18 protein-coding genes and 1 pseudogene are annotated in these 22,175 nt (G+C 69.0%); 9 read left to right on the top strand and 10 right to left on the bottom strand.

Going from position 1 to position 22,175, the window contains the following annotated elements; genetic code table 11:
• The first annotated feature begins 4 nt into the window (after positions 1 to 4).
• Complete coding sequence (locus A5758_RS19430) at positions 5 to 1,588, top strand: PPE family protein (protein WP_067206919.1); 1,584 nt, start codon at positions 5 to 7, stop codon at positions 1,586 to 1,588.
• Here the strand turns inward: A5758_RS19430 and A5758_RS19425 are convergent.
• From A5758_RS19425 to A5758_RS19410, 4 genes are all read right to left on the bottom strand, one after another.
• On the bottom strand, positions 1,585 to 3,066 hold the full coding sequence (locus A5758_RS19425) for a precorrin-2 C(20)-methyltransferase (protein WP_067743292.1): 1,482 nt from the start codon (positions 3,064 to 3,066) through the stop codon (positions 1,585 to 1,587). The two genes, A5758_RS19430 and A5758_RS19425, sit on opposite strands and share 4 nt — an antisense overlap.
• A complete protein-coding gene (locus tag A5758_RS19420; protein WP_067743289.1) occupies positions 3,063 to 3,689 on the bottom strand; it encodes a precorrin-8X methylmutase in 627 nt (208 codons plus the stop codon). Before A5758_RS19420 ends, A5758_RS19425 begins: the two co-directional genes overlap by 4 nt.
• Positions 3,690 to 3,693: 4 nt before the next feature.
• On the bottom strand, positions 3,694 to 4,791 hold the full coding sequence (gene cobG, locus A5758_RS19415; protein WP_067743287.1) for a precorrin-3B synthase: 1,098 nt from the start codon (positions 4,789 to 4,791) through the stop codon (positions 3,694 to 3,696).
• Between the two features lie 62 nt (positions 4,792 to 4,853).
• Entirely contained in the window at positions 4,854 to 5,678 is an 825-nt protein-coding gene (locus A5758_RS19410; RefSeq protein ID WP_067743284.1) for an SDR family oxidoreductase, read from the bottom strand.
• A gap of 155 nt (positions 5,679 to 5,833) precedes the next feature.
• Between A5758_RS19410 and A5758_RS19405 the strand changes: the two genes are divergently transcribed.
• Both A5758_RS19405 and cobN read left to right on the top strand, forming a co-directional pair.
• Positions 5,834 to 6,502 carry a S9 family peptidase gene (locus tag A5758_RS19405; protein ID WP_067207203.1) on the top strand — a complete coding sequence of 223 codons (669 nt, stop codon included), beginning with the start codon at positions 5,834 to 5,836 and terminating at the stop codon, positions 6,500 to 6,502.
• A gap of 3 nt (positions 6,503 to 6,505) precedes the next feature.
• The gene (gene cobN, locus A5758_RS19400; protein WP_067743281.1) at positions 6,506 to 10,078 is read left to right on the top strand and encodes a cobaltochelatase subunit CobN; all 3,573 of its coding nucleotides are present in this window, start codon (positions 6,506 to 6,508) and stop codon (positions 10,076 to 10,078) included.
• An 11-nt stretch (positions 10,079 to 10,089) separates the two neighbouring features.
• On the opposite strand, the gene A5758_RS19395 is transcribed toward cobN, so the two are convergent.
• From A5758_RS19395 to A5758_RS19380, 4 genes are read right to left on the bottom strand one after another with little or no spacing between them, the layout of a single operon-like run.
• On the bottom strand, positions 10,090 to 10,893 hold the full coding sequence (locus tag A5758_RS19395; RefSeq protein WP_067743278.1) for an SDR family NAD(P)-dependent oxidoreductase: 804 nt from the start codon (positions 10,891 to 10,893) through the stop codon (positions 10,090 to 10,092).
• Between the two features lie 14 nt (positions 10,894 to 10,907).
• Positions 10,908 to 11,579 carry a TetR/AcrR family transcriptional regulator gene (locus A5758_RS19390; protein WP_067206940.1) on the bottom strand — a complete coding sequence of 224 codons (672 nt, stop codon included), beginning with the start codon at positions 11,577 to 11,579 and terminating at the stop codon, positions 10,908 to 10,910.
• On the bottom strand, positions 11,566 to 12,711 hold the full coding sequence (locus tag A5758_RS19385; protein ID WP_067743274.1) for a sulfotransferase: 1,146 nt from the start codon (positions 12,709 to 12,711) through the stop codon (positions 11,566 to 11,568). The genes A5758_RS19390 and A5758_RS19385 overlap by 14 nt, the downstream gene beginning before the upstream one ends.
• Entirely contained in the window at positions 12,708 to 13,931 is a 1,224-nt protein-coding gene (locus A5758_RS19380) for a DUF1214 domain-containing protein (protein ID WP_197503982.1), read from the bottom strand. Before A5758_RS19380 ends, A5758_RS19385 begins: the two co-directional genes overlap by 4 nt.
• Before the next feature lie 122 nt (positions 13,932 to 14,053).
• Here A5758_RS19380 and A5758_RS19375 point away from each other — a divergent pair, with 122 nt between their 5' ends.
• Positions 14,054 to 14,440: a PPOX class F420-dependent oxidoreductase gene (locus tag A5758_RS19375; RefSeq protein ID WP_067206947.1), complete on the top strand. Its 387-nt coding sequence runs from the start codon at positions 14,054 to 14,056 to the stop codon at positions 14,438 to 14,440.
• 7 nt (positions 14,441 to 14,447) lie between these two features.
• Positions 14,448 to 15,302, top strand: a complete 855-nt coding sequence (locus A5758_RS19370; RefSeq protein WP_067743271.1) for a type 1 glutamine amidotransferase domain-containing protein — start codon at positions 14,448 to 14,450, stop codon at positions 15,300 to 15,302.
• Between the two features lie 5 nt (positions 15,303 to 15,307).
• Here the strand turns inward: A5758_RS19370 and A5758_RS19365 are convergent, their stop codons facing one another.
• Positions 15,308 to 16,015, bottom strand: a complete 708-nt coding sequence (locus A5758_RS19365) for a dienelactone hydrolase family protein (protein ID WP_067743268.1) — start codon at positions 16,013 to 16,015, stop codon at positions 15,308 to 15,310.
• A 73-nt stretch (positions 16,016 to 16,088) separates the two neighbouring features.
• Here A5758_RS19365 and A5758_RS19360 point away from each other — a divergent pair, with 73 nt between their 5' ends.
• The 3 genes and pseudogenes from A5758_RS19360 (at position 16,089) to lnt (ending at position 21,109) form a co-directional block, all read left to right on the top strand.
• Positions 16,089 to 16,625 (top strand): FxsA family protein, encoded by a 537-nt coding sequence (locus A5758_RS19360; RefSeq protein WP_067743265.1) that lies wholly within the window; start codon positions 16,089 to 16,091, stop codon positions 16,623 to 16,625.
• 96 nt (positions 16,626 to 16,721) lie between these two features.
• Positions 16,722 to 18,263 (top strand): amidohydrolase, encoded by a 1,542-nt coding sequence (locus tag A5758_RS19355; RefSeq protein WP_067743345.1) that lies wholly within the window; start codon positions 16,722 to 16,724, stop codon positions 18,261 to 18,263.
• A 181-nt stretch (positions 18,264 to 18,444) separates the two neighbouring features.
• A pseudogene (gene lnt, locus A5758_RS19350) lies at positions 18,445 to 21,109 on the top strand (apolipoprotein N-acyltransferase).
• Here the strand turns inward: lnt and A5758_RS19340 are convergent.
• Positions 21,084 to 21,419 (bottom strand): RNA polymerase-binding protein RbpA, encoded by a 336-nt coding sequence (locus A5758_RS19340; protein ID WP_067206967.1) that lies wholly within the window; start codon positions 21,417 to 21,419, stop codon positions 21,084 to 21,086. The pseudogene lnt and the gene A5758_RS19340 overlap by 26 nt on opposite strands.
• A gap of 169 nt (positions 21,420 to 21,588) precedes the next feature.
• Here A5758_RS19340 and A5758_RS19335 point away from each other — a divergent pair, with 169 nt between their 5' ends.
• A complete protein-coding gene (locus A5758_RS19335) occupies positions 21,589 to 21,948 on the top strand; it encodes a hypothetical protein (protein ID WP_197503981.1) in 360 nt (119 codons plus the stop codon).
• The last annotated feature ends 227 nt before the right edge of the window (positions 21,949 to 22,175 follow it).

The raw sequence follows: 22,175 nt of genomic DNA, 5'->3' as shown, positions 1-22,175 counted from the left end.
GACGATGACCGTCCCGATCTGGATCGCTTTCCCGCCTGAGGTGCACTCGACCTTGCTCAGCAGCGGCCCCGGGCCCGGGCCACTGCTCGCCGCCGCCGCGACGTGGTCGGAGATGGGCACTCAATACGCCGACGCGGCAGACGAACTCACCGGCTTACTGGGCGCCGTGCAGGGCGGTGCATGGGAGGGCCCCAGCGCCGAACAGTACGTCGCGGCCCATGCCCCGTATCTGGGCTGGCTGCTTGAAAGCTCCGCCAAGAGCGCGACCGCGGCCGCGCTGCACGAGACGGCGGCCGGCGCTTACACCGCGGCCCTGGCCGCCATGCCGACGATGCCCGAGCTCACCGCTAACCATGCGACCCACGCGGCGTTAATGGCGACGAATTTCTTCGGCATCAACACCATCCCCATCGCCGTGAACGAAGCCGACTATGCGCGCATGTGGGTGCAAGCCGCCACGAGCATGACCACCTACCAAGCCGTCAGTGAATCCGCCCTCGCGGCGGTTCCCGCCACCGCGCCGGCGCCGGCGATCGTCACCCCGGGCGGGGAGGCGAGCGTCGCGACCCTGCAGGCGGCCGACACCCAGCAGCAGGCGACCCAGACCTATCCGTCTTGGCAGGACCAGCTCACGGCATGGCTGCAGCAGTACACCAAGAATTTCGCATGGCCGGTGTCCAAAGACCTCAATCCCGGTGGCTGGCCGTTCCCGCCGGTGCCGTTCGTCAACGGCCTCGCGTCCTTCTTCGGCCAATTGGGCCTCTCACCGGCCCTCTCCAGCGCGCTCGGCTGGGCGATTTTCCACACGCTGATGATCTTCTGGCCCTTCATGCAGGCCGCGATCCAGATGGCCGTGGTGCTGGCCCCAATGGTCGTTTCCGTCCTGGGCGCCGCCGCGGCAGGTGGAGCGGCGGCGGCGGTCACCGCGGTCAGCATCGCGGCCCCGCTCTCGGTCGCCCCGCCGCTGCCCGCGGCCGCGCCGGCACCGGCGCCGATGGTGTCCGCGCCGAGTCCGGCCATCAGCACCGCGCCGGCAAGCGTGAGCAACGCCCCGACGATGTCCAGCGCGCCCGCATCGACGGTGGCCTCGCCGGCCGGCGCCGGACCGGTCGGCGGCGGGCCGGGCGCCGGTTTCAGTCCCACGGCCACGGACGGTATTGGCGCGGGTATGTCCGACGCCCTGTACGCGGTCGGACTGTCGGGGCTGGCGGCGCGCGGCAGCGCGAGCGGGCGGGCACGCCGCAAGTCCGAGGAGCCGGCGCTCGACGACGTCGACGCGCCCGCCGCGGCCGCGGCGGCGACGGCGGCCAAGAAGAAGGCCCGGGCCCGTCGGCGGCGCGCCGGGACGGCCACGGACCGCGCGTACCGCTACGAATTCATGGACCTCGACGAGGACCCGGGCGTGGACGGGGAAGACGCGGACACCGTCCGCGACTCGGGTCAGGGTGCGGGACCGCTCGGATTCGCCGGGGCCGCACCGAAATCCGGTGTCAACCTGCCCGCCGGGTTGGCGACGCTGACCCGCGACGGGTTGAGCGATGGCCCCACCGTACCGATGATGCCCAGCAGCTGGGGCAGCGACGATTAACCGACCGGGTAGCGCCGCGGTGTGAACACCCGGTCGCCGGAATCGCCCGCGTGCCACTGGGTTTGCGAGGAACCGACGATCAGCAGGCAGCGCATGTCCACCTCGCCGGGGTCGAGATCGGCCAGCCGCACCACGCGGACGTCCTCGTCGGGCCCAGAAACACTGCGGCCGATCACTACCGGCGTCCCGGGCTCGCGATGTTCCAGCAGCAGGTCGCGCATCGCGCCGACCTGCCAGGTTCGCGTCTTGGACGCCGGGTTGTAGATGGCCAGCACGAGATCGGCGGCGGCCGCGGCGGCCAGGCGCTGCGAGATGATTTCCCACGGCTTGAGCCGGTCGGACAGTGAGATCACCGCGTAGTCGTGGCCTAGCGGAGCGCCGACGCGGCTGGCGACGGCCTGTGCGGCCGTCATCGCCGGAATGACCCGGACCCGCACTCCCGGCCACTCTTTGGCCTCTTCCAGCACGGCGGTGGCCATCGCGAAGACTCCGGGATCGCCGGACGACACCACCGCCACGGCTCGCCCTTGCTCGGCCAACGTGCACGCCAGCCGCGCGCGCGCGGGTTCGTCGGTGTTGTCGCTGGGGTGCCGCCGTTGGCCGTCGCGCATCGGGACGCGGTCCAGGTAGCCGCCGTAGCCGATCAGGTCGGTGGCGGTGGCCAGCTCGCGCCGGCTCTGTGGCGTCATCCAGTCGCTGTCGCCGGGCCCCAGACCCACCACCGCGACGGTGCCGGCGTGGGACGACTGTCGTCCGCGGCGCCCGCCCGGCAGCATGGCCAGCGAGAAGTACGGCACGCCGGCCTCGTCCACGTCGGCGGCGGGCAGGATGCGCTGCCCGGCGGTGCTGGCGCGCTCGACGTAATAGGCGTCGTCAAGCTGTCCGGAAGCCGAAAGTGCTTCCCGTACAGCATGATACGAACGGCCCAGCTTCAGCACCACGGCGGCGTCGGCATCGGCCAGGCGCCGGGTCAGCTCGGCGACCGGCAGGGTGCCCGGCAACACGGAGAGCACCTCGTCACCGGCCACCAACGGCGTCGCGATGGCCGCCGAGGCGGCGCTCACCGACGTCACTCCCGGCACGATGACGGCGTCGAACCGCTGCGTCAGCCGGGTGTGCAAATGCATGTACGAGCTGTAAAAGAGTGGGTCGCCCTCGGCAAGTAACGCCACATTGCGGCCCGCGTCGAGGTGCGCGGCGATGCGGGCGGCGGATTCGACGTAGAAGTCCTCCAGCGCCCCCGCGTAGCCGCCGGGGTGGTCGGTCACCTCGGTGGTCACCGGGTAGACCAGGTGCTCCTCGATCTGGCCGGGCCGCAGGTACGGTTCGGCGATGCCGCGCGCGATGCTGCGGCCGTGCCGGGCGCTGTGGTAGGCCACGACATCGGCCTCGCCGATCACCCGGGCCGCCTTGACGGTCACCAGTTCCGGGTCGCCGGGACCCAGCCCGACTCCCCATAGCGTTCCCCGGGCGGTCATTCGCGGTCGCTCGCGATCGCGTTGACCGCCGCGGCGGCCATGGCGCTGCCGCCGCGGCGGCCCCGCACCACCAGATAGGACATCCCGCGCGGACAGTCGATGAGCTCCTGCTTGGACTGGGCCGACCCGACGAATCCGACCGGACCGCCCAGCACCCCGGCCGGCGGGGGAACCCCTTCGTCGATCAGCTCGAGCAGCCGGAACAGCGCGGTCGGGGCGTTGCCGATCGCGAGCACCGCGCCGGGCAGCCGGTCGGCCCACAACTCCACCCCGGCCGCCGATCGAGTGGTGTGCCGGCGCGCCGCCCGCGGGGCGGCGCGCGGATCGGCCACCAGCGACACCACCTCGTTGCCGGCCGGCAGCCGCGCACCGGTGATCCCGGCCGCCACCATCGACGAATCGCACAGCACCGGGGCGCCGCCGCGCAGGGCGGCGCCGACGCGCGTGACGACGTCGTCCGTATAGGCGACATGCTCAGCGACATCGACCTGCCCGCAGGTGTGGATCAACCGGACCACCACCCGCGCGATGTCGTCCGGGAAGCGGGTCAGGTCGGCTTCGGCCCGAATGGCCGCGAACGACTGGCGATAGATCTCAGCTGCGTCGCGGATGTAGTCGAGCACCCGATTACCGTAGCTGGCGGTATCCGTCGCCAGTCGCCAGCAGCACCTCACCGGTAAGCGGGCTGCCGCACCCGCGGTCGCAGCCGACGAAGTGGCGATGCACTCCCGCATCCCCGCCCAGCGCCGCGGCCGCGTCGGCCCGCACATCGGCGACCGAATGCGCGCACCCGGGGCTGCCGGTGCAGGCGCTGACGTTCAGCCAGGGGGAGTTCTCGTCGAAGACCAGACCCAATGGCGCCAACACCCGCAGCGCGACGTCGGCGACGGCCTCGTCGACATCGCAGACCAACACCGATCGCCACGGCGTGATTACCAGCGGGGCCTCGATCGCCGCCAGGTATTCCGCGACGCGCGCGGACAGCACCCCCAGCGGCACCGCGGCGCCGAGCGCCACCCGGCCGTCATCCTGGTTGATCCAGCCCACCGGGGGCCTGGTGACCGCGGGAAATGGGGCGGCACCGAGCTCGACTCCGGGCAGCAGGCTTTCGATATCGTCCAATTCCTTGATGCGCCAAGCGGTTCCGCGCGTGGTTGCAAAGCGGTTCGCGATGACGACCAGCGTCTCGACCACCTCGCTGGCCGCGAGCCGGACACCCGTGTCGCGTCCGGTAAGCAGCAGCGCGCAGCCGTCGGGGAACGCGTGCACGCCGACATCGGCGCACAGGCCCGATACGTCGGCGCGCCCGTCATCGAAGCTGAACCAGAATCGGCCGCCCAGCCCGGCGAGGCCCGGCTCGGCGCAGATGGCCGCGTCCAGCTCGGCCACCCACGGCCGCACGTCGAGATTCCCGCCGGCGCGGCCAGACAGCGGCGACGCGACGATATTGCGCACCCGCTCGTGGGTCTCCGAGGGCAACAACCCGGCGTGGGCGATCGCCTCGGCGGCCGCCGCCACGTCGGTGATGCCGCGCACCTGCACGTTGCCGCGCGCGGTGAGCTCCAGCGTCGACAAGCCATATGTGCTCGCCACGTGTGCCAGCGCCGCCAGCTGACCGGCTGTCAGCATGCCGCCGGGCAGCCGGATCCGCGCCAGGGCACCGTCGGCCGCCCGGTGCGCCTGCAGCGCACCCGGGCAAGCGTCGGCGTCGCGTGTCCTGGCCACCCGTCTACGGTACCGAGGCCGCAGAGGTATGAATTCTCGACACTTTCGCGAGTGCGTGACGGTCAGGAGGTTCCCGTCCGCCGGGCATACTCCGCGCGCTCATCGGCTCGGAGGTCGCTGGTGAAGACGCGGTCGGTGCCGACCGCACGTCCCATCGCTTCCGAGACCGACTGCGGCATCAACCGCTGCACGGACACCAGCATGCCCATCGACGGCGGAACTATCACGCGCCGCTTGGGGTTCGCGATCACTCCGGTGACCGCTCGGGCGACGTCTTCGGGCTCAGCATTCTTGAAGCCCCGCGCGTGTCCGGCGCCCGCGACCATCTCGGTGTTCGTCAGGGTCGGCATGATCACCGAGAAGTGGATGCCGCGCCCACGGTTCTCCATCCGCACGGAATCGGTGTACCCGAGTACGGCGTGCTTGGTCGCGCAATACGTTGCGATGCCGGCAGCCGGGAGCACGCTGCCCAGCGACCCGACGTTGACGATGTGCCCGCGTCCGCGCGGCAGCATCCGTTGCAGCGCAAGCTTGGTGCCCAGCATCACGCCGAAGACATTCACATCGAGCACCCGCTGGGTGATGGCGTCCGGCTCGTCAACCGCGGCACCGGCCGCGATGAGGCCGGCGTTGTTCACCAGAACGTCGAGTGATCCCAGCTCGCTTTCCACGGCGTCCAGGAATGCGGTGAAGGACGGGCGATCCGTCACGTTCATTCCACGGCTGACCGGCAGTCCCAACCGGGCACCGGCATCCTTGGCGGCGGCTTCGTCGATATCACCGATTGCGACCTTGGCGCCTAGACCGTGCAGCGCCGTGGCGATCGCCAGGCCGATGCCGCGGGCACCGCCGGTGATGGCAATGACTTTTCCTGCTACTGAATTCATCACGTCACGCTCCCTCGAAAGCTGGTGCCAGTCTCGCGCCGAACGTGCACTCGCCGCGCGAATACGGCGAAATCGTCGCACCGAACGCACGTTGGGTGGGTCTTTCCGCCGACCCGGGGGATTGATTCGGCTCCGCCCAGGGCACCCTCGTGTTCGTGCAGACAGTGGAGTACGCCCCAACACGTTTGGCCGATGTCTACGGCGACTCGACGCAACCCACCGTCCTGCTGTGGCACGGCATGCAGACCGATGCCCGCGCCGCGTTCCGTCCTCTCGCCGGGATGCTCGCCGAGCACGGCGCGGCGGTGGTGGCAGCGGACTGGAATTCACACGCCGACGACGGCGGGCGCGGGGACCTGCTGGGATCGCTCGACTTCGCCCGCAACTTCGCCGACGCCCCCGACAACATCGTGCTCGTCGGGTGGTCGATGGGAGGCGTCGCCGCGGCGGCCCTGACGCTGCGCGGCGAAGCGCAATTGGCGCACACCGTGTGCCTGGCGGGTGCCTTCATGGTCCCCGACCCGATCTTCGGTCGGCGCGTCGACGACGAGCTGTCGGCCGGCCGTATCGGCACGCCGTTCACGTTGCTGCACGGCCTGACTGATGACGTGGTTCCCGTGACGGCCAGCAGGGAGTTCGCCGAAAGCCTCCGACGGGTCGGCTGGCCGGTCGAGCTGGTGGAGCTGGGGGCCGATCACGGGTCCATCGCCGGCGCCGACTACGACCCGGTCGCCGACCGCTATGAGCCCGGCACGAGTGAAGAGGCGTTGCGGGTGGCCGGAGAGGTCGCCGCCCGGATCGCGGCGACGCTGCTGTACGAATGAGGGGTGGCTGAGCCGACCATCCTGCTGCTGTCGACATCCGACACGGACCTGATCAGCGCCCGATCCAGCGGCAAGAATTATCGGTGGGCCAACCCCTCGCGCCTGGACGAGAGCGAGCTCCCGAAGCTGCTGGAGAATGCGTCGATCGTGGTGGTCCGCATCCTCGGCGGCTACCGCGCCTGGCAGAGCGGCATCGACGCGGTCATCGCCAGCGGGGTGCCGACGGTGTTGGTCAGCGGCGAGCAGGCCGCCGACGCCGAATTGACCGGCCTGTCCACGCTGGCCGCCGGCATCGCGGTGCAGGCGCACATCTACCTGGCGCACGGCGGCGTGGAGAACCTGCGCCAGCTGCACGCCTTCCTGTCCGACACCGTATTGATGACGGGTTTCGGCTTCAGCCCGCCGGTGGTGACGTCGACCTGGGGCGAGCTGGAGCGGCCTGCCTGCGACGCCCAAGGTCCGACGATTGCCGTGCTGTACTACCGCGCGCAGCAGCTGGCCGGCAACACCGGCTACGTCGAGGCGCTGTGCCGGGCCATCGAGGACGCCGGCGGGCGGCCGATGCCGGTCTACTGTGCATCGCTGCGTACCGCCGAACCCGAACTGCTGCAACGGCTGGGCGACGCCGACGCCATGGTGGTCACCGTCCTGGCCGCCGGGGGACTGAAGCCGGCCACGGTGTCCGCGGGCGGCGATGACGACAGCTGGAACGTCGAACACCTTGCGGCTCTGGGCATTCCGATCCTGCAGGGACTCTGCCTGACCAGCTCCCGGGCTCAGTGGAGCGAAAACGACGACGGGCTCAGCCCGCTCGACGTCGCCACCCAGGTGGCGGTGCCCGAGTTCGACGGCCGCATCATCACCGTCCCGTTCTCCTTCAAGGAGATCGACGACGACGGGCTGATCTCCTATGTCGCCGACCCGGAGCGTTGCGCGCGGGTCGCAGGCCTGGCGGTCCGGCATGCACGGCTGCGTCACGTCGCCCCGGCCGACAAGCGGGTCGCCGTGGTGTTCTCGGCCTATCCCACCAAGCACGCGCGGATCGGCAACGCGGTCGGCTTGGACACGCCCGCCAGCGCGGTCGCGCTGCTGCGGGCCATGCGCGAGCGCGGGTACCAGGTGGGCGAGTTGCCCGGGGTCGATGCCAACGACGGGGACGCCCTGATCCACGCCTTGATCGAGCGTGGCGGCCAGGACCCCGACTGGCTCACCGAAGGGCAGTTGGCCGGCAACCCGATACGGGTGTCCGCCAAGGATTATCGCGATTGGTTCGCCACCCTGCCCGCCGCGCTGACGGACGCGGTGACACAGCATTGGGGCTCGCCGCCCGGCGACTTGTTCGTGGACCGTACCGGCGACCCCGATGGCGAAATCGTCATCGCCGCAATGCAAGCGGGCAACCTGGTGCTGATGGTCCAGCCGCCCCGCGGCTTCGGCGAGAATCCGGTGGCGATCTATCACGACCCGGACCTGCCGCCCAGCCACCACTATCTGGCCGCCTATCACTGGCTCGACACCGGATTCGGCTCGGACGCCGTGGTGCACCTGGGCAAGCACGGCAACCTGGAATGGCTGCCGGGCAAGACGCTGGGCATGTCGGCGGCCTGCGGATCCGATGCCGCGTTGGGCAACCTGCCACTGATCTACCCCTTCCTGGTCAATGACCCGGGAGAGGGCACCCAGGCCAAGCGGCGGGCGCACGCGGTGCTCGTCGACCACCTCATCCCGCCGATGGCGCGCGCCGAAACCTACGGCGACATCGCCCGTTTGGAACAGCTGCTCGACGAGCACGCCAACGTCGCCGCGCTGGATCCCGGCAAGTTGCCCGCCATCCGCCAGCAGATCTGGACGCTGATCCGGGCCGCCAAGATGGACCACGATCTCGGGCTGACCGAGCGGCCCCCGGAGGACTCGTTCGACGACATGCTGCTGCATGTCGACGGGTGGCTCTGCGAGATCAAGGACGTCCAGATCCGCGACGGCCTGCACATCCTGGGCCAAAAGCCGTCCGGGGAAGTCGAACTCGACCTCGTGCTGGCGATCCTGCGGGCCCGCCAACTGTTCGGTGGTGAGCAGACCCTCCCCGGGTTGCGGCAGGCGCTGGGCCTCGCGGAGGACGGCACCGACGAACGCACGTCGGTCGACCGGGCCGAAGCCGCGGCGCGCGAACTCGTCGCCGCACTGCAGGCCAGCGGTTGGGATCCCGAAGCCGCCGAACGCATCACCGCGGACACCGAGGTGGCAGCCGTGCTGCGGTTCGCGGCCACCGAGGTGGTGCCCCGGCTCGCCGGAACGGCCGCCGAAATCGAGCAGGTGCTCAACGCGTTGGACGGCCGGTTCATCCCGGCCGGCCCGTCCGGCTCGCCGCTGCGCGGCCTGGTCAACGTGCTGCCCACCGGCCGCAACTTCTACTCCGTCGATCCCAAGGCGGTGCCGTCCCGGCTGGCCTGGGAAGCCGGTGTGGCCCTGGCGGATTCGCTGGTGAGTCGCTACCGCAACGACCACGGACGGTGGCCGCAATCGGTGGGACTGTCGGTGTGGGGCACCTCGGCGATGCGCACCGCCGGCGACGACATCGCCGAAGTGCTTGCGCTGCTGGGTGTCCGACCGGTCTGGGACGATGCGTCGCGTCGAGTCGTCGACCTGACGTCGATCCCACTGGCGGAGCTGGGCCGCCCGCGCATCGATGTGACCGTGCGGATCTCCGGGTTCTTCCGGGACGCCTTCCCACACGTGGTGACGATGCTCGACGACGCGGTGCGGCTGGTCGCCGGTCTCGACGAGCCCGCCGACGACAACTACGTCCGCGCGCACGCGCAGGCCGACCTGGCCCAGCACGGCGATCAACGCCGCTCCACGACAAGAATTTTCGGCTCCAAGCCGGGCACCTACGGCGCCGGTCTGCTGCAGCTGATCGACAGTCGCAACTGGCGCGACGACGCCGACCTGGCGCAGGTGTACACGGCGTGGGGAGGGTTCGCCTATGGCCGCGACCTGGACGGCCGCGAGGCGGTCGACGACATGAACCGCCAATACCGTCGGATCGCCGTGGCCGCCAAGAACACCGATACCCGCGAACACGACATCGCCGACTCCGACGACTACTTCCAGTACCACGGCGGCATGGTGGCCACGGTCCGGGCGCTGACCGGGCAGGCGCCCGCCGCTTATATCGGTGACAACACCCGACCCGACGCGATCCGCACCCGCACGCTGTCCGAGGAGACCACCCGGGTGTTCCGAGCCCGCGTCGTCAATCCGCGCTGGATGTCGGCGATGCGCCGGCATGGTTACAAGGGTGCGTTCGAAATGGCGGCGACCGTTGACTACCTGTTCGGCTACGACGCCACCGCCGGGGTGATGGCCGACTGGATGTACGAGCAGCTCACCGAGAGCTACGTGCTGGATCCCGAGAACCGAAAGTTCATGGCCGAGTCCAACCCGTGGGCGCTGCACGGCATGGCCGAACGCCTGCTGGAGGCCGCCGGCCGCGGCATGTGGGAACAGCCGCAACCGGAGACCCTCGACGGCCTGCGGCAGGCGCTGCTGGAAACCGAGGGCGACCTGGAGGGCTGACCGCCTTTGGCTCAGATGAAGTCCGATCCGCCGTCGACGTTGACGGTAGCCCCGGTGACATAACCGTTTCGCCGCGATACGAGGTAGGCGGTAATGGAGGCGACCTCTTCGGGAAGTCCGGCGCGGCCGAGATCGCAGGGCTGGTGAAAGTTGTTGTCGATCCAGGTCATGACGTCGACCGGATCAGTGGCGTCGAGGCCGTCGGCGGCAAGGATGTCTTTGAGTGCCTCGGTGAAGCTGGCCGTCACGATCGTCCCAGGGCATATGCAGTTGACTAGAATGCCGTCCTTGGCAAGGCTTTTCGACAAGTTCTTGGTGACGCTGGCCAGTGCCGCCTTCGACGCCGTATAGGCGACGATGCGCGGGTTCTGGCGCTGAATCGAGTGTGCGGCCAGCGTCACGATGCGGGCCCAATCCGCGGTCCGCAGCAGCGGCAACGATGCACGGATGGATCTGACGCCCGACATGGTGCCGAGTGTGAACGCCGCTTCCCACTGCGCGTCGTCCATCTGCTCGAAATAGCCATCGCCGGGCCCAATGGTGTGGACCAGACAATTGAGTCGACCCCAACGCTCCGAGATCGTCGCGAAGGCATCACTGATGGACTGGGGATCGGCCATGTCGACGCTGATTCCCACGGCGTCCGGAGCGCCGGCCGCACGCAGTGCTGTGACCGCGGTTTCGAGCGCGCCGCGGCCCCTGGCCATGACGGCCACGCTGGCTCCCTCGGCCGCAAGGGTTTCTGCGATGGCCAGTCCCATCCCTTTGCTCCCGCCGGTGACCACGGCGGTCGACCCCGCGAAACCGAGATCCATCATCGACTCCTTCGCTACTGGTTGTTGGAGCAAATCCGCTCGATTGCTTCCGGCGTCACGCCCAGCCCGCCCAGGCAGAAAAGCACACTGCGCCGGCGGAGATCGTCGCGGTCACAATCTCCGGCCGCCCACTGTTGGTCAATGGCCGCCCAGACCACGCCGTGAATGAATTGGGCGTCGGCCACCGGATCGATGTGGTGAAACATTCCGTTGTCCATGCCGCGCCGAAGTGCGTCACTGAGTGGTTCGAGGATCTCGGCGTATGCGGGCTGAACGAGAATGGGGGAGGCGAACATCTGGGATTGAGCCTCCATCGACAGGCGGCGCAAGTCAGCGCCGATGGTTTCGTCGAACGCCAGGTCGAGTCGCCCGTCAATCCATGCCGCCACCGCCTCGATGTCCGTCGTGGCACGGCTCATTCGGCGCCGCAGGCGCCGTTTCTCGACACGCGCGTTCTCCAGAAAGACGGCGGCAACCAATTCGTCTTTGGAGGCGAAATGCCGATAGAACGCGCGTGTGCTCAATCCTGCCCGTTCCAGCACGGCGGTGATACCGAGTCCGCGAACTCCATGCTCGCGCAAAGCGATCGATGCGGCCTGCAGGATCTCGCGGCGTACTGCCGGGTCGGGACCCAGCTTGTCGCGTCGCCGCGTGCGAGGAGCGGCCACGTAGTCATCCGGTCGCATCGTAGGTGGCGAGGTAGTCGGCGAACCGTTCGCGAACGCCTTCGGGCGTCAAGCCGTAGTCGGCCAGCTCATAGTCATGCGCGCCACGGGCGCCGGGTCTGTGACCCTTGGCCCACTGCTCTACGGAAGCCATCGTGGCGTCGGTGAAGCTCAAACCCAAGGCCTCGTAGCTGGTTCGCAGGGTAGGCACTGGATCGGTCTGCAAGTCGGCGAACGAGACGTCTGCGAATCGGTCGTCGCCGACGCGGCTGCGGAAATCCATTGCCCGCCGTACGGCTTCAACCCAGCTGTCGACTTGTTCGGCGCCGAGTTCGTTGGCGTCGTTGCGGTCGCTGCTCCAGCTGCGCACGTACTGAATGAGGCTGCACACCGATCCCATCACCTTCGCCGGGTCACGATGGCTCCAAAGGAATTTCGCGTTCGGGTAAGCCTCGACGAGCGCGTCGAGTGCGAACATGTGCACGGGCGTCTTGAGGTGCCATAGACGCGGCGGGCAATGCCATTGCAACAGCTTGAGCACTCGCCGGTGAAACGTGTAGGTCCCGCGCATGTCGCAGTCCATCAGCCACGCGAGGTAACCGGGCGCGCGAACGGCGCCGTCAAAGTGGAAGGTGCGGAAGCTCATTCCCATCAGGTCCTGGCATTCGGTCGGTGCCGTTGGCTCGGAGTTATACAGCGTCTTCATGAGCGGGAACATGTCGTCCAGCATCTTCAGGCCGGCCTCGGCCTGTGCGATCCGCGGATCGGTGTGTTGGGTCGCGGCCTCCGGCGGCGGGGTGGGGGCTTGCGATTCCCACATCCGTAGCGACCGGAATTGCGGGTCGGCGGCCACCAGCTGACTCAAAGCGGTGGTCCCGGTGCGGGGTAACCCGATCACGAATACGGGCCCGTCGACCACCTCGTCGTCGATCTCGGGGTGGCGGCCGTAGGTGTCCTCGATTTTGAGGCGCTGAATCAAGGCGTTACTGATGGTGGCGTGCTGGATGATCCTGCCCATGTCGTTGAGGTCGGCCTCGGTGTTCAGCGCATCGACGATGCGCTCGAGCCCCTCGCGATAGTAGGGCGAACCGAAATCCTCGAGACCCGTTGCGGCGCGGGCGCCGTCTTCCAACTTGTCGGCGTCGAACATCATTGTGCAAACCTCTTGTGCACGGCGCGGCGACGCGCCGCGAGGACGGACCGGCGCTCTTCGGGAGTGACTCTTGCGGTATCCGGAGGTAACTCCGCATCAATCTCGGCAAACGGCACGACGCGGGTGGTCGGCGTCGGCGCCGTCTCGGTGCGCACACAGCGCAGGATGATCGGGCCGTTGCTGTGGCCGGCGGTGTCGAGCCAATTGGCGACGCCCGGATCGTCAGAGCACAGCACCAAGCGCACCATGCCATCGGCGTCCACGACGGCCTGATGGGCATTGAGGCTGGACTGGTGGCGCCCGTAATGGATCGTCTCCCACCACGGATTGCCGATGGAGAAGCTCCAGTAAAGACCCTGGGGCGGCTCCACTTCCACGATGAGCGCCTCATTCGGGCCCAGCTCCCACCGGCCGATCACCGGCCTGTTCTCCGCTGCCGCACCCATATCGGTGCGGTCGATCGGCGGCAGGAATCCGTTGGGCGGTGCCGCGGCGCCGAATTGCAGGAAGAACGCCAGATTGTCGCCGACGAAGTCACCGAGCGCGGTGATCTGCCGGGACACCACCATGTCCGGATCAACTGATGGGTCGTCGGTTTGCACCGCTTCGCCGCTTCGCTCGATGCTCAGCGACGAGGCCACCTCGGTGTCCCAGTCGTAGAAGAAGTGCCGCACCGTCAACGTGGGATGGTCTCCCTCGATGCGCATCCAATTTCCCGGTCGGTCATCGGCTGATAGCACGACCTCGAAGTTGCCGTCCGCATCCACGTCGAGCTCATCCACCAGTTCGTTCGCCGTCGCGGCGACGCCGTTCATTGTCTGCAGCCCGATGTACCGCGCGGTGCCTCGATTCCCAAACAGGCGATAACTCTCGCCGCCGCGCAATACGGCACGGGTGTAGAGGCAGTCGGGGCACTCCATGCCCCAGGTCACCAGGTCGTCAGTGCTGGTACGGCGCACGCTCAGAACCGGGTGCGGATCGAACCGCAGCACCTCGTCGATTCCGGCGGCAAGCAACACCAACAGATGCCGGATGCCGGCGGCGAGGTCGATTCGGTTTCGGCTCGCCGGGTCGGATTCGACGGTCTGTGCGGCTTCACCTAGCCGGGCCAGCAGATGGGACCACGCTTGAAAAAGGTCCACGTTGCCGAGTTCTTCCGACAATGCCGCCTCTGCGATCGAGAACGGCAGCCACGCCAGCGGTGTTCTCGGCTCGCTCACGTTCTCCGCTTCCGTCGTGCCGCCAGTCTTAACTGAAAACAATATTTTCGTTTACGGGTGGCATGACTATCGCAGTGAGCGCTCACGATGTCAATGACGGGTGTGCAGCGTAGGTTGTTACCGTGACGCCCACATTCGCCGATCTCGCCAAGGCGCAGTACATCCTGTTGACCACCTTCACCAAAGACGGCAAGGCCAAGCCGACGCCGATTTGGGCTGCCGCCGACCAAGACCGGCTCCTGGTCATCACTCAGGAAAAGTCCTGGAAGGTCAAGCGGATTCGCAACACTCCGAGGGTCACGCTGGCGACCTGCACCATGCAGGGCCGCCCGACAAGCGAGGCCGTCGAAGGCACCGCCGCGATCCTGGACAAGGCGCAGACCGCCGTGGTGTACGACGCGATCGGAAAGCGTTACGGCATCGTCGGCAAGGTGTTCAATCTCTTCAGCAAGCTGCGCGGCGGCATGGAGAACAATGTCGGTCTCGAGCTCAGGGTGGCGCAGGCCTAGGGGCCTCATGGGCACCGTTCTCGTTCCGATCCCGGACCGCGACTTCGACCCGACCGAGGTCGCCGTCAGTTGGCGCGTCCTGACCCGCAACGGCCATCGGGTGGTGTTCGCCACCGAAGGCGGATCGCCCGGTGCGGCGGACGACATCATGGTGAGCGGCCGCGGTTTGGACGTGTGGTCCGCCCTGCCGGTGCTGGGCGCCGTCCCGGTGATCGGGCTGATGCTGCGCGCGAATAAGGACGGGCGCCGCGCGTACCGGGACATGTTGGCGTCAAACGAGTTTCAGCACCCAATCGCGTGGGCGCAAGCCGGTCTCGCCGGAGTCGACGCCGTGCTGCTGCCCGGCGGGCATCGCGCCCGCGGCATGCGCAGCTACGTCGACAGCGGCGTCCTGCACCGGCTCGTCGTCGACGCCTTCAAGCGGGGGGTCATCGTCGCCGCCATCTGTCACGGCGTGCTGCTCGCCGCGCGCAGCGTCGACCCCGCGACGGGTCATTCGGTGCTCTACGGACACAAGACCACCGCGTTGACGTGGGCGATGGAGGGCCTGGCGTGGCGATTGACGCGGTTCACCCGATTCTGGGATCGAAACTACTACCGCACCTACACCGAGCAGCCAGGCCAGCCCCGCGGTTACATGTCGGTGCAGTCGGAAGTGACTCGCGCACTTGAAAATCCGACGGATTTCTGCGACGTCGTGCGCGGTTCGCCGGGCTGGCGGCGCAAATCCTCCGGGATGTCACGCGACACCGCGAGCGACTCGCGGCCCGCGTTCGTCGTCGACGACGGCAGCTACCTGTCGGCGCGCTGGCCGGGAGATACGCACACGTTCGCGACGGTCTTGTCGCGAAAGCTGGTGTGACGCAACTACGTCGTCGCGCCCGACGCCAAATGTTCGCCGAAGAACGCGAACACCCGGCGCCAGGCGTCCTCGGTGGCGGCCTCGTCGTAGCCGAAACCGGTGATCCGCAGCAGCGGCTGGGCGGGCAGTTCGTTGGCGAAGCTGTGCCCGACACCGGGATAGACCTTCACGTCGGCGGTGATGTTCTTGTTGGCGATGGTCTCGCGCAGCTTCTCGGGCGCGCCCCTCCCCAGCGGGTCACGGGCGCCGAAGCTGGCCACGATGGGACACGCCCCATCGAGCGTCTTGTCGAGGTTGCGGGGCAGGGGAGCGCCATAGAACGGCGCCGAGGCGCCGAACCCCTTGGGCGACATCACCAAAGCGAACTGGCCGCCCATGCAGAAACCCGCGATGCCGACCTGACCCGAACATTCGGGCATGGCTTTCACGTGATCGCGGGCCGCCAGGATGTCGTCCAGGGCGCGGCCGCGCTGCGTCTGCAGCTCTTTCATCACCCGGGTGATGCAGCGGATGCGGCCGCCGCGCGCGTACATGTTCGGGGTGATCGCCACATAGCCGGCCTGCGCGATGCGCTTGTTCGTCGACTCCTTATCCCTCCCGTATCCGAACGCGTCGTGAATCACGACGACGCCGGGCCAGGGGCCATTACCGCTGGGAAGGTCCAGCAGCGCGTCGATCGGTCCGTCGGGCGTGTCGATCTCAATCGTGGTCATAGCGTCATCTAACTGCAATCGCCCCGGACACCACCATGGGAACTTCGACGCCGTTGGCAGACGTTGGCTGGACATGCTGTCACGGCTGTTTCTCGTCTACGCCGCCGTCGAGCTGGCGGCGACCATCGCCCTGGTTTCGACGATCGGGTGGGGTTGGACGCTGCTGGCGCTGGCGGGCACCTTCCTGCTCGGATGGGGCCTTCTGGTGCCGGTGATGGGCTCGCACCTGCTTCGTCAGATCGGGCACCTGCGCTCCGGCCTGGCCGAACCGCGCACCGCCGTGCGAGACGGGGCGTTGGTCACGCTGGCCACCCTGCTGGTCCTGGTGCCCGGACTGGTCACCACGACCCTGGGGCTCTTGCTGCTGATGCGGCCCGTCCGCGCGGCGGTCGGCCCCGGTCTGGCCGCGGTCGCGATGCGTGGGCTACGGCGGCGGGTGCCGCTGTTCGCCGACACGACGCTGTTCGCCGCGGGCGTGCGTCAGCGCGGCGGCGCTGCGGCGGACGACTACATCGACGGCGAGGTCGTGGACGTCCACGACATCAGGCCGCCCGCCCTACCGAACGAGCCGGTGCGGGGCGGATACCCGGGGCGGCCCGCCTGGGACTAACCACCGGCCCGCCACCACACGTAGTTTTGCCCTGTGAGCGACACGCTGCTGGTCAACGGCCGGGTGCACAGCCCGACCCATCCCGACGCCACCGCCATGGCGGTGCGGGACGGCGTGGTCGCCTGGCTGGGCAGCGATGACGTCGGCCGCAGCTCGTTTCCGGGCGCGGACGTCGAGGACTTGAACGGCGGTTTCGTGGCGCCCGGCTTCGTGGACAGCCACATCCACCTGACCGCGACGGGCCTGACGCTCAGCGGGCTCGATCTACGCGCGGCGAGCTCGCGCACGCAGTGCATCCAGATGCTCGCCGACTATGCGGCAGCCCACCCCGGCCGTCCGGTGTGGGGGCATGGCTGGGACGAGTCGTCGTGGCCCGAGAACAGCCCGCCGAGCACCGCCGACCTCGATGCCGTGCTCGGTGACCGCGCCGCCTACCTGTCCCGGGTCGACGTGCACTCGGCGCTCGCCTCGACGGGGTTGCGCCGGCTGGTCGCGGACCTACCGGCGGCGGTCGGCTTCGCACCCGACCGGCCGCTCACCGGCGACGCCCACCACCTGGTCCGCGCCGTCGCCCGCGACCTGTTGACGCCCGAGCAGCTGGCCGAGGCCCGCGCGGCCGCCCTGCGAGCCGCCGCGGCGGCCGGCATCGTCGCGGTGCACGAATGCGCGGGGCCCGAGATCGGCGGGCTGGACGACTGGCTGCAGCTGCGCTCCCTCGGTGAGAGTGATCGAGGCGTCGAGGTCACCGGCTACTGGGGTGAGGCGGTGACCACGCCCGCACGGGCGCGTGCGCTCATCGAGGAGACCGGAGCCCGCGGGCTGGCCGGCGATCTCTTCGTCGACGGCGCGCTCGGGTCGCGCACCGCCTGGCTGCACGAGCCGTACGCCGACGCCGAGGACCGGCTCGGCACCTGCTATCTGGACCCCGACGCCATTGAGGCGCACGTGCGGGCGTGCACCGAGGCGGAGGTGACCGCGGGCTTCCATGTCATCGGCGACGCCGCCGTCTCCGCGGTTGTCACTGCCTTCGAGCGGGTAGTCGCGCAACTCGGGGCGGTCGCCGTCGCCCGGTGCGGGCACCGCCTGGAGCACGTCGAAATGGTCACCGCCGAGCAGGCCGCCCAGCTGGGGCACTGGGGCGTCATCGCCAGCGTGCAGCCCAACTTCGATGCGTTGTGGGGTGGCCCCCAGGGCATGTACACGCGCCGCCTCGGCGCCGAACGAGGCAGTCGGCTCAATCCGTTAGCGCTGTTAGCATCCCAAGGCGTGCCCCTCGCGCTTGGTTCCGACGCACCGGTAACAGGCCTCGACCCCTGGGCGAGCGTGCGCGCGGCGGTCCACCATCGGACCCCTGGCAGCGCGGTCTCCGCGCGCGCCGCGTTCGCCGCCGCAACCCGTGGTGGCTGGCGGGCCGCCGGCGTCCACGACGGCAAGACGGGGACCCTGGTGCCCGGTGCGCCGGCCTCCTATGCCGTGTGGGACGCCGGGCCCCTCGACGTCCACGCACCTCGCGACGCCGTGCAGCGCTGGTCGACCGACCCGCGCGCCCGGGTGCCGGCCTTGCCGCGCTTGGGCCCGAACGACGCCGTGCCGCGATGCCGGCGAACGGTGCATCGGGGCGCTGTCATCCATGGCTGAGGATTGGTCCGGCCGAAAGGACCGCCCTGAGGGAGCCGGCGAGGCCGACCCGGTGGACGACGACCTCGCGACGCACTCAGATACCGGCCCGGCAAGCGGCGCAGCCGCGTTGGAGGGCGACGACAAGCCCGAAGACGACGTCGACTCCCGGGAATCCGGCGCGCCGCCGCTGACGGACCGGATGGCGGCCGCGGCACGCCGGGTGGGCGCCGGGGCGCTCGCGCGGCTGCCTGCCGTCCGGGCCGCCATGCTGCCGCGGCTGACCCGCTTGGTCTGCGCCATAGCGGGCGGTGTCCTGCTCTTCACCAGCTTCCCGTCGCTGAACTGGTGGTGGGGTGCGGTCGTCGCGGCCGCGCTGCTGGCCTGGGTGCTCAAGCATCCGGCGACGACGCCGGCGGGCGGTTTGGGCTACGGGTTCCTCTTCGGGCTGGCGTTCTATCTGCCGCTGCTGCCGTGGATCAGCATGCTCGTCGGCGCCGTGCCCTGGATGGTGCTGGCGATGACGTGTGCGCTGTTTCCCGCCCTCTTCGGCCTGGGCGCCGTGCTCGTGCGGCAGCTGCCGGGCTGGCCCGTGTGGTTTGCGCTGGTGTGGACGGCCCAGGAGTGGCTGAAATCGATCGTCCCGTTCGGCGGCTTCCCATGGGGGTCGGTGGCATTCGGCCAGGCGCAGGGCCCCTTCTTGCCGTTGGTCCAGCTCGGGGGCGCCGCGTTGCTCTCCACGGCGATCGTCCTGGTTGGGTTCAGCGCGACCGCCATCGAGCTCGAAATTGTGAAGTGGTGGCTCGCCGGTAAGCGGGCGCAGCGCGGCGCCGACGAATCGGCGAACGCCGATGCGGAACCGCCCGCGGTGGTGCTGCCTGGCGTCTGCATCTGCCTCGTGCTGTTCGCGTCCGTCGTCGTCTGGCCGCAGGTTCGGCATGCCGGCACGGGATCGGGCGGCGAACCCTCGGTCACCGTTGCGGTGGTGCAAGGGAATGTGCCGCGGCTGGGTCTCGACTTCAACGCGCAACGTCGGGCCGTGCTCGACAACCACGTCCGCGAGACCCTGCGGCTGGCGGAGGACGTGCGAGCGGGACACGCGCCGCAACCCCAATTCGTCATCTGGCCGGAGGACTCCTCGGACATCGATCCACTGGTCAATGTCGACGCCGCGCTGGAAATATCGCAGGCCGCGACCGCGGTCGGCGCGCCGATCCTGATCGGCACCGTGTCGGAACTGCCCGGCAGCCCGCCGGAGAATCCGCAGTACACCAACACGATGATCGTGTGGAACCCGTCGACCGGACCGGCCGACCGGCACGACAAGGAAATCGTGCAGCCCTTCGGCGAATACCTACCGATGCCGTGGCTGTTCAGCCATCTCTCCTCGTACGCCAACCGCGCCGGGAACATGGTGCCCCGGCCCGGCACGGACGTCGTGCACATCGCCGGGGTGCCGGTCGGGGTGGCCACGTGCTGGGAAGTGATCTTCAACCGCGTCCCGCGCAAAGCGGTCCTCAACGGTGCCCAGTTGCTCGCCGTGCCGAGCAACAACGCCACCTTCAACAAGACGATGAGCGAACAGCAGCTGGGATTCGCCAAGGTGCGGGCCGTCGAACACGACCGATACGTGGTGGTCGCGGGCACCACCGGGATCAGCGCGGTGATCGCGCCGGACGGCGCCGAGCTGGTTCGCACCGACTTCTTTCAGCCCGATTACCTGGACATCCAGGTGCGCCTGAAGACGAAACTGACGCCGGCGACCCGCTGGGGTCCCATCCTGCAATGGCTCCTGGTTGCGGCGGCCGGAGCGGCCATTCTGGCCGGGATACGGCACAATAGATGGTTCCCGCGTCCGATTCGTCGGAGGTCCGAGGCCCCGGACGAATCCCCGAACGCCGGTACGCCCCCGGGCGAAATCCCGCCCGACGAGGACGGGGACCAGGCGCCGCCGGAGGACGGCGGTGACTACACTCCGCTCCACGAGGGCGGCCAACGACCGTCGCGACACATCAGGCGACACAGAGGAGCTACATGACCACCGGCCAGCCGGCGCCCCGGGACCCGGGAAGTCGTCCCAGCGAGCGCGTCCTGGTGATCATCCCCACCTACAACGAGCGGGAGAACCTGCCGGTGATCCACCGGCGGCTGAAGGACGCCTGCCCGCACGTGCACCTGCTCATCGTCGACGACAGCAGCCCCGACGGCACCGGCGAGCTCGCCGAGGAACTGGCGGCCGCCGATGCCGGTCGCACTCACGTGATGCACCGCACCGCCAAGGACGGCCTGGGCGCGGCGTACCTGGCGGGCTTCGCCTGGGGTCTGAGCCGCGACTACTCGGTGCTGGTGGAGATGGATGCCGACGGCAGCCACGCGCCCGAGCAGCTCCACCGTCTGCTGGACGCGGTCGACGCCGGAGCCGACCTGGCCATCGGATCCCGCTACGTCGAGGGCGGGTCGGTGCGAAATTGGCCGTGGCGGCGCTGGGCGCTGTCGTGGACGGCCAACACCTATGCGCGGCTCGCCCTGGGAATCGGCGTCCATGACATCACCGCCGGCTACCGCGCCTACCGCCGAGAAGTCCTCGAGGCGATCGGCCTTGAGGCGGTGGACTCCAAGGGCTACTGCTTCCAGATCGACCTGACCTGGCGCACCGTGTGCAACGGGTTCGTCATCGTCGAGGTGCCGATCACCTTCACCGAGCGTGAACTCGGCGTATCCAAGATGAGCGGATCCAATATCCGGGAGGCGCTGATGAAGGTCACCCGATGGGGCATCGAGGGCCGCAAGGCCCGGGCCGGCAGCCAGCGCGCCGACAACCGCAGCTAATGCGGTCGGGGGTCAGCCGCGGCGGCGTGACCGGATGATTTCGAGCCGCTCCTTGAGCAGCTCTTCGAGCTCCTCGACCGAACGGCGCTCCAGCAGCATGTCCCAGTGCGTACGCGGCGGCTTGACCTTCTTCGGCTCGGGCAGGTCGCCGTCGATCAACGTGCCGTCCAGGCCGTTCTTGCAGGGCCAGGTGCCGGGAATCTCGGCGTCGTCGGCGAACGGGACCTCGAACTCCTCGCCGTTCTCCGTGCGGTACCGCGCGATCTGACGCGGGGCCAGGTCGTGGTTGCGGTCGGTCTCGTAGCTCACGGCTCCGAGCCGGCTGCCCCTAAGGACGCGATCAGCCATGTTGCTACTCCTCTAGGTCTTTTGAACTTTCGGGCTGCTGTAATGCAATTCTGTCCGCTTGGCAAACGTTGCGGCGGTCCGCGTAGTTCCCCGGTTGGCGGGCGGCGTACGCGACGCGACCTTCAATGATACCGGGATGGCCGCGCAATCCCGACTAAAGTCGGCAGGCGTGAGCCGCCGTCCCCGCCCGCAGCCGTGTCGTTGGTGCGGTCGAGACGTGTCCGACGCCGGGATGGGACGGCGACGCCAGTACTGCCGCCAGTCGTGCCGGCAGCGGGCATACGAACAACGCGCATCGTTGACCCGGGGCGGCGCCGGGGCCTCGCTGGCCTTGCCTCCCGACGCGGTGGTCCTGTCGGCCGACGACGCCGCCGACCTGTCCGACCGGGTCTACCAGGTGCGGTGTGCGGCGGAGGATGTCGTGACCGCCCTCGACGAGGGAGCGCAGGCGACCGAACTGCGCGAATTGTGCGACCTGCTGATCAGGGCCGCGCGGGCGGCCGACGGCTGGCGCCGAGTGGGCGTCTGAGCCGTCCTGACCACTGCCGATGCATAGCCGGGTACAGTCGCGCCATGGACGGCGCTGTACTTGTATCCCGGCGTACCGGGGTCGCGAGATGCCCCGACACCCGCGGGCGCAACGGCGCGTTCCGGATCCCCTGGGACAAGGCGTGCCTCACGCCGAAGCCGATTCTCCTGTAGCAGCCGGGAGCATCGGACGTTTTGAAATACCGTCAGAGTTGGCCATACTCACCA

Origin of the sequence: Mycobacterium sp. 852014-50255_SCH5639931, assembly GCF_001665605.1 — a bacterium.
GTDB lineage: Bacteria > Actinomycetota > Actinomycetes > Mycobacteriales > Mycobacteriaceae > Mycobacterium > Mycobacterium paraffinicum.
This window is presented reverse-complemented; position numbering and strand designations above follow the sequence as displayed.

Coding starts and splice junctions, on each gene's coding strand:
- A5758_RS19430 (WP_067206919.1), top strand. CDS start 5: ATGACCGTCCCGATCTGGATCGCTTTCCCGCCTGAGGTGCACTCGACC.
- A5758_RS19370 (WP_067743271.1), top strand. CDS start 14,448: ATGGGCACCGTTCTCGTTCCGATCCCGGACCGCGACTTCGACCCGACC.
- A5758_RS19390 (WP_067206940.1), bottom strand. CDS start 11,579: ATGCGACCGGATGACTACGTGGCCGCTCCTCGCACGCGGCGACGCGAC.
- A5758_RS19385 (WP_067743274.1), bottom strand. CDS start 12,711: ATGATGTTCGACGCCGACAAGTTGGAAGACGGCGCCCGCGCCGCAACG.
- A5758_RS19410 (WP_067743284.1), bottom strand. CDS start 5,678: ATGAATTCAGTAGCAGGAAAAGTCATTGCCATCACCGGCGGTGCCCGC.
- A5758_RS19425 (WP_067743292.1), bottom strand. CDS start 3,066: ATGACCGCCCGGGGAACGCTATGGGGAGTCGGGCTGGGTCCCGGCGAC.
- A5758_RS19395 (WP_067743278.1), bottom strand. CDS start 10,893: ATGGATCTCGGTTTCGCGGGGTCGACCGCCGTGGTCACCGGCGGGAGC.
- A5758_RS19360 (WP_067743265.1), top strand. CDS start 16,089: ATGCTGTCACGGCTGTTTCTCGTCTACGCCGCCGTCGAGCTGGCGGCG.
- A5758_RS19365 (WP_067743268.1), bottom strand. CDS start 16,015: ATGACCACGATTGAGATCGACACGCCCGACGGACCGATCGACGCGCTG.
- A5758_RS19340 (WP_067206967.1), bottom strand. CDS start 21,419: ATGGCTGATCGCGTCCTTAGGGGCAGCCGGCTCGGAGCCGTGAGCTAC.
- A5758_RS19355 (WP_067743345.1), top strand. CDS start 16,722: ATGGCGGTGCGGGACGGCGTGGTCGCCTGGCTGGGCAGCGATGACGTC.